This is a genomic window from Mucilaginibacter sp. (genome assembly GCF_039935595.1).
In the GTDB taxonomy this organism is placed as follows: Bacteria; Bacteroidota; Bacteroidia; order Sphingobacteriales; family Sphingobacteriaceae; genus Mucilaginibacter.
Genome location: NZ_JBDTJZ010000103.1, coordinates 11,914 through 23,712 on the forward strand (window position 1 = coordinate 11,914; position 11,799 = coordinate 23,712).

Genomic DNA, 11,799 nt, shown 5'->3' on the forward strand with positions numbered 1-11,799 from the left:
GCGCCTTAACTTATCTTTCCCAAATCTTTACAAATCGTTTTTCGGTAGGCATCACCATCTATTATTTCCACCTTAACGTTAACCGCTTCTAATTTGGTTTTAACGGAGTTGGCTATGGTGGTTTTACCGGCTCCCGAAAGACCGGTGAGTTGAATAAAGATCATGATACTATGGCCTTGCTGGCCGCCCCTAAAGATCGATAATTTTTCTTTATTTCCGCTTATCACAATGGTTGAACTCATCGAACTGCGGTTTGACCAGTTCCTTGCCCCAGATCACCTTGCCGGCTTGCTGGGGGTGGGCGAGGTAATGGGCATTGCGTTCGGCGAAATGCCGGTCGATGGCGGTCATGCAGTCTTCGGTGGTGGCGTAATTGCTGTTGTGGATGACGGACCGGGCGAGGCCGCTGAAGACGGATTCGATGACGTTGAGGAACTGGGCGGAGGTGGGGAGGGGGGCGAGGTGGACGTAGGGAGCGGCTCCGGCGTTAACTTCGGCGAGGTGGGTTTTGAGCTGGATGGAATTATGCCAGATCGCGCCGTCCCAGGATAAATAAAGATTTTTTTTGTCGTGATATTGAATACGAAGAATATTAATGAGCTTGATCATTTCCTCGGTATTTTTATTGCGGCTATAGAAATGCGTCACCTGGTTCGTCGCCAGTTCCAGCGCCGCGGTCACCAACAGGACGCCTTTGTTTTTTTGGACCTGGGGCACAACCTTCCGTTCATTTTTCGGCATAAATGACCGGCCTCCCTTGAGCTTGACGCCAAAATGGCCATACTCGTCGATCGAAAAAAAGGCTTCATCCGGCGCGAGGTTAGCGAGGATGTTTTTAATATGATCCAGTTTTTCCCGAAATTTAGGGTCCGTACTCGTCAAACTCTCTCTCGATTTCTTGAACCCATAATTCCGTGCGTGGAGGTAGCTCTTCACCGTCGTCTTACCGATCGCCTCGCCATAAACGCGCCCATAAACCTCGGTCAGATCCTGTAACCGCCAGCTGGTCCTATTAATACCATAATTCTTCGGCGGCTCATGCAACAGCTTCAGCAACTTATCCTGCTTAATTTTTATGTTTTCCGCATGCGAAGGGCCAAGCGCATATTTCTTCGGCTCCATCGCGGCGATACCCCCCGCCTTATACTGGTCGAACCATAACATCACCACCTCGATCTTTTTATCCATTAACCGGGCGATATCCGGCAGCGCCATCCCCTCGAACGAGGACAACAACGCGAACGCCCGTTTAAAATGGCCCGCCAAATGCCCCCGCTTCCGCCAGCGCCTTAATACCGCCAGGTCATTCGCCGGAATAACCTTGATCCGCAAATGATGATACCTACTGATCCCCATACGGTCCCGCCATTCCGCGAAATGCGCCGTAAACAGCTTCAGCGAATAAGGCTTCTTGCACCGTGCCAGGTAAAGTTTATACAACCCCTTCGGCCGCAACCCCGTATTCCCCGTAAACGCATCCACCAGCTCCGGCAACAAGCCCTCCAGCACCCGCGCCCGGTCCGGCGCATAATCCCCCGCCTTCATCCGCGCCACCCGCAAATTAAAATCCAGCCCCTGCTCCTCCATCACCCGGAACAACCGCCGGTAATTACCCACCGTACCCCGGTGCAGTCCTAGCTCATCCGCCAACTTTCTTACCTCCATCACCCGCCCCGCCACATGATCTGTCCGGATCCGCTCCAATTTTTCCGGTGCAATAAATCTGGCCATTTTTTGCTAAAAATTTTAGTATTTATTGATTTTTTGCTATATTTGATTATGGTAATTATCGCAGCTTTTGCCGGCCTGGCCGGCGCTTTATTAACACAATTACTGACCGGCTTGTTTGGCTACCTCGGCGACCGCCGCAAAGCCAAAACCGAACGCCAGCTCCTGTTCCGCAATAAACAAATCGAAGTCGCCGAACAATTCTATTTTATGACGGGCGAGACCATGACCGTCCTGCGCAAAAGCGTCGAACACTGGAAAAACAAAAACAAACAGCGTAGCCAGGCCAGCATCTCCTTTTTTAACCGCGAGATCAAAAAACTCGACACCTACCTCGAAAAACTCCGCACCGAACACTGGAAACATAACCTCGTCGGTCTCTACTTCGACGTCAAGCTCTCCCATGACCGCCTCATCGCCGCCAACAACCGCTCCCATGCCCTTTACCTCACCCTGCTCGACACCGCCGAACAAATCCAGCAAACCGGCAACGAAGACCTCCTCAAAAAATACCATACCAGCCTCTTTGACCTCTGTAGCCAATACGACACCATATACCAGCTCCTCGAAGAAGACCTCCAGCGCGTCAAAACCGCCCTAACCACCAGCTTCAGGTGATGCTCATATATTTAAAAATTCTTTTTTATACGCGGATGGCTTTTTAAGCATGATCTCTTTAAACAGTTTGTTAAAGTTTGATAGGGTTTTAAATCCGCATTTATCGGATATGGTGGAAATAGTTTGATCGGTTTCGGTCAGTAATTTACAGGCATGCTTCACCCTTAGCTCAGTGATAAACCTGGAGAAGCCCTTATTATGGGTAACCGAAAAATACCGGCTAAACGAGGTGGGGGTCATATGTAGCAGGTCGGCTAGCTCATTGAGATGAATTTTTTTGCGGTAATTCTTTAAAGCATATTCATATACCTTGTTCATGCGCGCGGTTTCGTCCTCTTTAAACGGGTTGGCATATTCGGTAGTGGATATATAATGGTATTCCTTGGTTTTGGCCAGCAGGTTAAGTATTTCAAGCAGATGTATTAAACTCTCCAACCCGCTTAGCTGTACCAGCTCTTTCAGCATTTTAATGACCTGCTGTTTACTTTCGCCATAAAACTCTAATCCACGGGCTGATTTTTTGAACAGCTTTTTTAGCTGCATCATTTCTTCTTTTTCCATTAAATGGTCGCCCAGCAAATTCTCCTGCATATAAACCACTATGCCGTTTATTTTCAGCGGGCTTTCCTTGTCAAAATAGCGCTCATCACTGCGCCACAGGTGTGGTAAGTTTGACCCGGTTAACACCAGCTCGTTATTTCCGAATGATTTAATGCTGTCGCCTATAAAACGGGTGCCCGTGCCCCTTATCGTGACAAACAGCTGGTACTCAGCGTGCGAGTGCCAGACGGGGTCAAAATGTTTGTCTGATAACTCCTTGGCAATAAATATTTTAGAATCTTCAATAGGTGATTTATGGAGGGCCGATCTCATGAGTTATTATTGCATTATTTAGGTAAATATAGTACAAGCGATGATAAAAAACAGTCATTTATTGATAAAAAACAAAAAGCAATAGCCAACATATTTGTATAGATCAACTAAGTATAAACCTGCTTAAATTTTTTTTTCATGAAAAAGTATTTGGCTATTGCTGTAATTTGTCTGGCTGCAATAATAAATTTTAAAGGTACCCTCCTTAAAAAAGACGGACCGCACCGTTTAGAGATTTTATTTCTCGGCCATACCGCCACGCATCACCTTTCTGATAAACTGGCAGATATTCTTTCGCAGGAATATTTTAAAGATGGGATAAACATCACCTACACGACCGATGTCAATGACCTGAATGAAGCTACGCTTTCCAAATACGACGGACTGGTCGTGTATGCCAATTACGATACCATATCAAAAGCCCATGCGGAGGCTTTACTGCAATTTGTAAAGAGCGGCAAAGGGTTTATTCCGCTGCATTGCGCTTCCTTCTGTTTCCGCAATAATGATGAAGTGGTCAAATTGATAGGCGGCCAATTCAAATCGCATAATACCGGTACGTTTGATATGACCATCGTAGATAAAAAGCACCAGATCACCAAAAACCTGGCACCTTTTAGTACCTGGGACGAAACTTACGTACATACCAAGATCAATCCTGCTATACATGTACTTACCGAGCGCGTGGAAGGCGACCATCATGAACCTTATACCTGGACAAACACCTATGGTAAGGGCCGCGTATTTTATACCGCCTATGGCCACGATGAGCGCACCTGGAAAAATCCGGGTTTTTTAAAACTGGTGGAGAATGGTATTATCTGGGCCGTTGGTAAAAAAGCCGAAAAGCAATTGAACAAATTACCTAAGCCGCAGGGTACGTATACCGAAGCTGATATCCCTAACTATGAAAAACGCGATCCCGCACCGAAATTACAGGCGCCGCTTAGTCCGGCCGAATCACAGTTGTTAACCCAGGTTCCTGTTGATTTTAAATTAGAGCTTTTTGCCCAGGAGCCGGATATTGAAAAACCTATTGCCATGGCATGGGACGAAAGAGGCCGTTTATGGATAGTAGAAACTATTGATTACCCCAACACGGTATTAGAAAATAAAGAGCAGGGATCTGACCGTATTAAAATATGTGAAGACACCAACGGCGATGGCAAAGCCGATAAGTTTACCGTTTTTGCCGATAAGCTGAATTTACCGACAAGTATAGTCTTTGCCCGCGGAGGGGTGATCGTTTCGCAAGCACCTTATTTTTTATTTTTAAAAGATACCAATGGAGATGATAAGGCCGATATCAGGGAAACGATCATTAACGGTTTTGGCTTTACGGATACGCACGCTGTGGCTTCAAACCTGCATTACGGATTTGATAACAAAATATGGGGTACCGTCGGTTACTCCGGCTTTAACGGTACGGTGGCCGGACAGGAACTTCGTTTTAGCCAGGAAGTATATCGCTTTTCGCCTGATGTAAAAACCTTTGAATTAATGGGCTCAACCAGTAACAATACCTGGGGACTTGGTTTTTCAGAGAACAATGATGTATTTGTGTCTACAGCCAATAACTCGCATAGCGATTATTTAGGCATACCACGTTCGTATCTTACCGGTATTGGTTTACCTTCGTCCACATCAGTTTTAAAGCTGGATGGCCACTATAATATGCACGTAGTAACCAAAAACCTGCGCCAGGTTGATGTACATGACGGCTTTACGGCAGCAGCGGGCCACAACTTATATACCGCACGTAATTTCCCGCAACAGTATTGGAACAGGATCGGCATGGTCAATGAGCCGACCGGCCGCGTTATACACCAGGCCATACTGGAGCCCTATGGTGCGGGTTTTAAAGAGCGTGATGGCTGGAATTTATTGGCCAGCGCCGATGAGTGGATGGCCCCGGTACAGTCGGAGGTTGGGCCTGACGGTGCGGTATGGGTGGCAGATTGGTATAACTTTATTATCCAGCACAACCCTATACCAAAGGGTTTTGTTAATGGCAAAGGTAATGCTTATGTAAATCCGCTGCGCGACCGTACCCATGGCCGCATATACCGGATAGTTTATAAAAACGCTAAACCTTCGCCCATAAAAAGCCTGGATAAAAACAACCCAGATGACCTGATAAAAGGCCTGCAAAGCGATAACCTGTTTTGGCGCTTAACCGCACAGCGTTTAATTGTGGAGTCGGGTAATAAAGCTATCGCTCCAAAGCTTTATGAACTGATAAGAAACAACACCGTTGATTTAATCAACACCAATGGCCCGGCAGTAAACGCCTTGTGGACCCTTCATGGATTGGGTTTGTTAGATGGATCAAACGCAGAGGCCCTTACGGTTGCAGAAGTAGCTTTAAGGCATTCTGCCCCCGGTGTTCGTAAAGCGGCTTTGCAAGTATTGCCGCCTACTGCCCGTACCTCGGCTACCATTGAAAGAACCAGCATACTGAACGATCTGAATTTAAATACACGCTTAGCTGCTATATTAGCCATTGCTGACCTCCCACAATCAGATGCTATGGGTACTGAACTGCTGGCGGCGCAAAAAAAGCCGGAAAATATGAACGATAAATGGTTAAGCCTGGCTTTTGACGTAGCTATAAGTAAACATGTTAAAGGTGCAGCTGAGGGTATTAAAGCAAAAAACCAGGAAACTACCGAAAAAGAAGGACTGGCCCGTGCAAGGGTTGCCCAGACTATTAAAGTGACTGTTGTTAAAAACGAGATGAAATTTGATGTGAAAACAATTACTGCCCGAGCCGGAACTGTTATTGAGATTGAATTTACTAATCCCGACTTTATGCAGCATAATTTGTTGATACTTCAAAAAGGAAGTTTAGAAAAAGTTGGTGCCGCCGCCGATAAATTGGCGCAGGACCCTAAAGGTATCGAGCAAAATTATATTCCTAAAATGCCCGAGGTTTTATTCTCCACTAAATTGATCAATCCGAACGAATCTGTAAAGGTTAGGTTTAGGGTACCGGCAGAGGCAGGCGACTATCCCTTTATATGCTCTTTCCCGGGACATTGGCGCATCATGAACGGCATCATGAAAGTAACCAAATAATCATTATGGCCTCACAAGATAAATCAGCAAAGCCCGATATGAAATTGTTTTATGCGTGTTTCATCGCTATAGTAACCACAGCTTTCGGCTTTATATTACGCGCTATAATTTTGCCGCAATGGGGGCACGATTTTAATTTGACCCAAACCCAAATGGGAGAACTATCCGGGGTGGGTTTGTGGCCGTTTGCTATAAGTATTGTTTTATTTAGTTTAATTGTTGATAAAATTGGCTATAAAACAGCTATGATATTTGGTGTGATATGCCATGTCACATCGGCTATAATTACCATTTTTGCTACCGGTTACTGGATGTTGTATTTGGGTACTTTTATAGTTGCCATAGGTAATGGCACGGTCGAGGCTGTAGCCAATCCGGTGGTGGCTACCATGTTTCCTAATGATAAGGTAAAATGGTTAAGCCGGTTACATGCCGGCTGGGCTGGCGGTTTGGTATTAGGTGGTATTATGGCCCTGCTACTTGGCGAAAGTACAGGCTGGGAATATAAAATAGCGCTGATATTTATACCGGCGGTAATTTACGGGGTTATGACTTTATCTTGCAAATTTCCGCTCAATGAGCGTGTACAGGCAGGGGTATCTTACAAGGAAATGTTACAGGAAGTTGGTGGCCTCGGTGCATTGATCATTACCGCTTTAATAGTATTCCAGTTAGGTGCCGTATTTGGGTGGTCAACCATAGTAAGCGTAGTAACAACGCTCGTAATTGCCGCCGGCTTTGGTTTCTACACACGCAGTTGGGGGCAGCCGCTTTTTGTTATCTTCCTATTAATTATGATACCGCTGGCTATTACCGAATTAGGTACTGATAGCTGGATAACCGATTTGATGACACCTGAAACCCAAAAGATAGGTTTGCAGGCAGGGTGGGTATTGGTGTATACCTCATTAATTATGTTCGTGCTGCGGTTTTTTGCGGGCCCAATATCGCATATGACCTCATCGCCGGGCTTATTGGCCTTATGTTCGGGCATAGCAATAGTTGGTTTATATCTTTTGTCCGTTTCTGCCGGTGTAATGATATTGGCTGCCGCTACTATTTACGGGTTGGGTAAATCTTTCTTTTGGCCCACGATGCTGGGCATGGTATCAGAGCGCTTTCCAAAGGGCGGCGCGTTGACGCTGAATATTACAGGTGGGTTAGGTATGATAGCGGCGGGTGTTATAGGTGCAGGTATTTTAGGCTTTATACAGGATAAATCAATAGATCAGAACATAGCTAAGTATGATGCTTCAAACAATACGGCTATTCATTCAACCTACGTAACCGAGAAAAAGACCAGTGTTTTTGGCGACTACGCGGGAATTGATCAAACCAAACTTTCCGTTGCCGGGGCCGATGAGCAGCAGGTAGTTAAAACGATACAGGATGGCGCTAAAAAAGAGGCATTAAAAAATGTGCTTGTTTTTCCTATCATGATGTTGGTAAGCTTTTTATTGCTGATATTGTATTTCCGTTCAAAAGGAGGATATAAGGCAATAAAGTTAAAAAGACAAGAAGAGGATATTATAAAAATTTAACATTACCTGCATGTCATTACAAATAAAATTTGGTGTAAGCACCTGGTTATGGACCTCGCCATTTCAAACAGCCGCTATTGATGAATTATTCTCGAAAATAGCAGGCATGGGCTATGATGTGGTAGAGATAGCGGTTGAAGATCCTGACATAATAGATGGAAAGGAAGTAAAAAAAGCATTAGCTACTTACGGGCTTCAGGCCGTGGTGTGCGGAGCCTTCGGCCCAACGCGCGACCTGACAAACGCCGATCCTTCCGTTCACGCCAATTGCTTTAAATACATTGAGGCCTGTATGGATCTTTGTGTTTTATGGGATACCCGTTTTTTTGCGGGCCCCATGTATTCGGCCGTGGGTAAGGCACGCATGCTGCCTGACGAATTGCGGAAAAATGAATGGAACCTGGCTGTAAAAAACCTAAAAATTGTATGCGAAATGGCCGCCGTGCGTGGATTGGATATTGCTTTAGAACCGCTTAATCGATTTGAGTCTGACCTGGTAAATACAGCTGCTGATGTGGTACGGTTAATACAGGACATTGATCATCCATCGGCAAGAATATTGCTGGATGGTTTCCACATGAATATTGAAGAACCCAGCATTGAAGCAGCTATTAAACTGGCCGGCGATAAACTAATCCACCTGCAGGTGGCCGATAATTACCGCGGCACACCCGGTACGGGCCAAACCAACTGGAACGCCTATAAAACAGCTTTACAAGAAATCAATTACCAAGGTACTATATCCATAGAAAGCTTTACCCCGCAAAATAAAGAACTGGCGCAGGCTGTATGTATTTGGCATCCGCTGGCCGAAAGCCAGGATAAGTTTGCTATAGATGGCCTGGCATTTTTAAAACAATGGGTAGCCGAGCCTGCCATAATTCAACAATATAGTTTATAAAATTTTATGCAAAACAAAACAATCAATATCGCTATAGTCGGTTTAGGTTTCGGAGCCGAATTTATCCCTATTTACCAGCGCCACAAACAGGCAAATATGTATGCCATTTGCCAGCGCGATCAAAAAAAACTGCACGAGGTTGGTGACGCATTTGGTATCGAAAACAGATACACCAATTTTGATGAGCTATTGCTTGACCCGGAGGTTGATGCAGTACATATCAATACGCCGATTCAAAATCATGCCGAACAATCCATCAAAGCGTTGAGGGCCGGCAAGCACGTGGCCTGTACCGTGCCCATGGCAACTACTGTTGAAGAATGCCGCCAGATCGTAGAGGCGGTTCATGAAACCGGGCTGACCTACATGATGATGGAAACCGTAGTATACAGCCGCGAGTTTTTATTTGTAAAAGAATTATATGAAAAAGGCGAATTAGGTAAGCTGCAATTTTTGCGCGCATCGCATCAACAGGAAATGGCCGGGTGGCCGGGCTATTGGGAAGGCTTGCCGCCCATGCATTATGCCACCCACTGCGTTGGGCCGGTAGTTGCGCTTGCAGGAGCTGATGCTGAATATGTATCCTGCTGTGGTTCTGGCACAATTGATGAGAACCTGATCAGCAAATATGGTTCGCCTTTTGCTATTGAAAGCTGCCATATCAAGTTTAAAAACTCTGACCTGGCTGCCGAGGTAACACGCTCATTATTTAATACCGCAAGGCAATACCGCGAGAGCTTTGATGTTTACGGATCAAAAAGATCATTTGAGTGGACATTAGTGGAGCATGAACCATCAGTAATCCATACCGGCGAAACACCTGAAAAAGTGACCATACCTGATTACGCGCATTTACTGCCTGCCGAAATACAATCATTTACAACCGGAGGGGTATATGATGCGGATAGCAACCAGCACCTTTCATTTATCCAAGGATCAGGACACGGCGGTTCGCACCCGCATTTGGTGAATGAATTTATTTCAGCCCTGGCACAACATCGCCAGCCGTTCCCTAATGCCAGGCAATCGGCCAATATTACCTGTGTGGGTATATTGGCACATGAGTCGGCCATGAAGGGCGGAGAAAAATTGACATTGCCAAGTTTTACCTGGTCGGATAGCTAAAATGAATAATTATATCATCATATTTGGTTAAAGAATTGTAATTTTAAAGTGAACTTCACCTTAAGTATGACTTGCAAAAGAAAATAATAATTTAATAGATACTATGGGTGCGTTTTCTGATTTTTTAGATAAGCAGCTTGTTGACTTAATTAAGCAAGATAATTTGGAGGCGTTTAATGAGATTTATAAGCGACATTGGAAAAAACTTTATGCCGCGGCCTTTAAACGACTTAAAAATAAAGAGCTTGCCGAAGAAGTTGTGCAGGAAATATTTGCCCGTCTATGGTTCAGACGGCATTCGTTAGTCATCACTACTGAACTTGGCGGTTATCTCCATTCCTCGGCAGCCCATATTGTCATAGATTATTACCGGAAAGAATTAATCAAAGAAAAATACCAGCATTCCCTACAGCATAATTACGGGTATGACAATTCCACGGAAGAAGAAATCGTATTGAAGGACCTGCAACATACGATTGATGAGGAGGTCAAACACCTGCCTGTCAAGTGCCGGCTGGTCTATGAATTAAGCCGCGTTGAGCACAAGACAAATAAAGAAATTGCCTATAGTTTGGGCATTTCCGAAAAAACAGTTGAAAATCATTTGACCAAAGCCCTGAAACGATTGCGGCTTGGTTTAACGGAATATTATCTGCTTATTTTAGTTTTACTGCTGAAATAAATATTTTTTTTTATTAGGAGTAGGGGATAACCCGCTACCAAACGTCATCCTTTTATAAGCCAATTTTTTTAATGAGAAAACCTATTTCCACGGATATCCTGAAAAGGTATTTGGACAATACCTGTACCCCAGCGGAGAAAAAAGCCGTATGGGATTGGTATGAATCTTTTGGTAACGATCAGGATTTTGCTTCGGGCCTGGATAAACGCGATGAATTGGAACTGGAAGAAAAAATATATGCCAATATATTAAATCGCATTCAACAGGTTGAAGAAACCCAAACTGTTTTTACAGTGCTCCCAAAACGTCATTACCGGTATGCCTTGGCAGCCATTGCCGCTATGCTGGTTATTGGCCTCTTTACGGTATTATATTATGATAGCGGCCATAAACCAGTACCGCCTATCGCAAATGCACCGGCGAAACTGAAAATGCTGTACGTTAAAAACACCACCCAGAGAATTTATAGAGCTGCATTACCGGACGGCAGTATTTTATGGCTTAGCCCCGGTGCTGCCATCAGGTATCCCGAAAAGTTCGCTGAAAAATTCAGAATGATCACCTTTTCGGGTGAATCTTTTTTCGAAATTACTAAAAACCCGAAAAGACCTTTTATTATTAACAGCCATACGATCGTCACCAAGGTTTGGGGCACCAGTTTCCGCATACGGGATTTACCGGGAAATAAGCCCGCGGAAGTTTCTGTAATTACCGGAAAAGTATCGGTCAGCCGCAAAGACCCGGCAAAGGCAATAAGCGCAGTACTTGAACAGCAGGATGTTATGCTCTATCCCAATCAAAATATCAAGCTTTTTAACGGGCGTAAACCGGCCCGGATAGAAAGAATTCAGGATAAATCATCCCTGAAGATCTGGAACAGGATCAGCCTCTCTTTTGATAATGTAAGTATACGGAATATTGTTCCCTTACTTAATGATAAATTTAACGTCCATATAGTCGTAACGAATGACAAACTGAACGATTATGTATTAAATGCCGACTTCACAGAATTTAATTTACCCGAAATACTCCAGGCCCTCCAGAAAACCCTTGGCATAGATTATGCGATCGGCAAAACCAATATTGAATTAAAATAATCCAATTTAACCTAAAACACCCATTCCATGAAAAAACAGCTACAAACTTAGAAACCCAGAACATCTGAAAAAAAGAAACTTAGAAGTGTTCTCACCACTCCTAAGTTCTAACCCCGAATTACACTATTAAGTGTGAACAGGATTACTATTGTCTCA

The 11,799-nt window shown here is 44.5% G+C and carries 10 protein-coding genes; 7 read left to right on the top strand and 3 right to left on the bottom strand.

The window, feature by feature from the left end:
* Positions 1 to 5 precede the first annotated feature (5 nt).
* Together ABI367_RS07000 and ABI367_RS07005 are read right to left on the bottom strand one after the other, a co-directional pair.
* Positions 6 to 242 (bottom strand): adenylyl-sulfate kinase, encoded by a 237-nt coding sequence (locus ABI367_RS07000; RefSeq protein ID WP_462228384.1) that lies wholly within the window; start codon positions 240 to 242, stop codon positions 6 to 8.
* Positions 211 to 1,731, bottom strand: coding sequence for an IS630 family transposase (locus tag ABI367_RS07005; protein WP_462228385.1), 1,521 nt, complete (start codon positions 1,729 to 1,731; stop codon positions 211 to 213). The genes ABI367_RS07000 and ABI367_RS07005 overlap by 32 nt, the downstream gene beginning before the upstream one ends.
* Before the next feature lie 48 nt (positions 1,732 to 1,779).
* Between ABI367_RS07005 and ABI367_RS07010 the strand changes: the two genes are divergently transcribed.
* Entirely contained in the window at positions 1,780 to 2,346 is a 567-nt protein-coding gene (locus ABI367_RS07010) for a hypothetical protein (RefSeq protein WP_462228386.1), read from the top strand.
* Between the two features lie 3 nt (positions 2,347 to 2,349).
* On the opposite strand, the gene ABI367_RS07015 is transcribed toward ABI367_RS07010, so the two are convergent.
* Complete coding sequence (locus ABI367_RS07015; RefSeq protein ID WP_462228387.1) at positions 2,350 to 3,219, bottom strand: AraC family transcriptional regulator; 870 nt, start codon at positions 3,217 to 3,219, stop codon at positions 2,350 to 2,352.
* Positions 3,220 to 3,357: 138 nt separating this feature from the next.
* On the opposite strand from ABI367_RS07015, the gene ABI367_RS07020 reads away from it, so the two are divergent.
* The 6 genes from ABI367_RS07020 to ABI367_RS07045 all read left to right on the top strand — a co-directional run bounded on the left by ABI367_RS07020 (position 3,358) and on the right by ABI367_RS07045 (position 11,643).
* Entirely contained in the window at positions 3,358 to 6,297 is a 2,940-nt protein-coding gene (locus tag ABI367_RS07020; protein WP_462228388.1) for a PVC-type heme-binding CxxCH protein, read from the top strand.
* 5 nt (positions 6,298 to 6,302) lie between these two features.
* Positions 6,303 to 7,838 carry an MFS transporter gene (locus tag ABI367_RS07025; RefSeq protein WP_462228389.1) on the top strand — a complete coding sequence of 512 codons (1,536 nt, stop codon included), beginning with the start codon at positions 6,303 to 6,305 and terminating at the stop codon, positions 7,836 to 7,838.
* 10 nt (positions 7,839 to 7,848) lie between these two features.
* The gene (locus ABI367_RS07030; RefSeq protein WP_462228390.1) at positions 7,849 to 8,739 is read left to right on the top strand and encodes a sugar phosphate isomerase/epimerase family protein; all 891 of its coding nucleotides are present in this window, start codon (positions 7,849 to 7,851) and stop codon (positions 8,737 to 8,739) included.
* A 6-nt stretch (positions 8,740 to 8,745) separates the two neighbouring features.
* Entirely contained in the window at positions 8,746 to 9,864 is a 1,119-nt protein-coding gene (locus tag ABI367_RS07035) for a Gfo/Idh/MocA family protein (protein ID WP_462228391.1), read from the top strand.
* Between the two features lie 103 nt (positions 9,865 to 9,967).
* Positions 9,968 to 10,546 (top strand): RNA polymerase sigma-70 factor, encoded by a 579-nt coding sequence (locus ABI367_RS07040; RefSeq protein ID WP_462228392.1) that lies wholly within the window; start codon positions 9,968 to 9,970, stop codon positions 10,544 to 10,546.
* Positions 10,547 to 10,617: 71 nt separating this feature from the next.
* Positions 10,618 to 11,643: a FecR family protein gene (locus tag ABI367_RS07045; RefSeq protein WP_462228393.1), complete on the top strand. Its 1,026-nt coding sequence runs from the start codon at positions 10,618 to 10,620 to the stop codon at positions 11,641 to 11,643.
* Positions 11,644 to 11,799: the final 156 nt, after the last annotated feature.

What these genes read in the sequence shown, in the direction of transcription:
- ABI367_RS07010 (WP_462228386.1), top strand. Translation starts at nt 1,780, where the DNA reads ATGGTAATTATCGCAGCTTTTGCCGGCCTGGCCGGCGCTTTATTAACA.
- ABI367_RS07045 (WP_462228393.1), top strand. Translation starts at nt 10,618, where the DNA reads ATGAGAAAACCTATTTCCACGGATATCCTGAAAAGGTATTTGGACAAT.
- ABI367_RS07020 (WP_462228388.1), top strand. Translation starts at nt 3,358, where the DNA reads ATGAAAAAGTATTTGGCTATTGCTGTAATTTGTCTGGCTGCAATAATA.
- ABI367_RS07035 (WP_462228391.1), top strand. Translation starts at nt 8,746, where the DNA reads ATGCAAAACAAAACAATCAATATCGCTATAGTCGGTTTAGGTTTCGGA.
- ABI367_RS07005 (WP_462228385.1), bottom strand. Translation starts at nt 1,731, where the DNA reads ATGGCCAGATTTATTGCACCGGAAAAATTGGAGCGGATCCGGACAGAT.
- ABI367_RS07025 (WP_462228389.1), top strand. Translation starts at nt 6,303, where the DNA reads ATGGCCTCACAAGATAAATCAGCAAAGCCCGATATGAAATTGTTTTAT.
- ABI367_RS07015 (WP_462228387.1), bottom strand. Translation starts at nt 3,219, where the DNA reads ATGAGATCGGCCCTCCATAAATCACCTATTGAAGATTCTAAAATATTT.
- ABI367_RS07030 (WP_462228390.1), top strand. Translation starts at nt 7,849, where the DNA reads ATGTCATTACAAATAAAATTTGGTGTAAGCACCTGGTTATGGACCTCG.
- ABI367_RS07000 (WP_462228384.1), bottom strand. Translation starts at nt 242, where the DNA reads ATGAGTTCAACCATTGTGATAAGCGGAAATAAAGAAAAATTATCGATC.
- ABI367_RS07040 (WP_462228392.1), top strand. Translation starts at nt 9,968, where the DNA reads ATGGGTGCGTTTTCTGATTTTTTAGATAAGCAGCTTGTTGACTTAATT.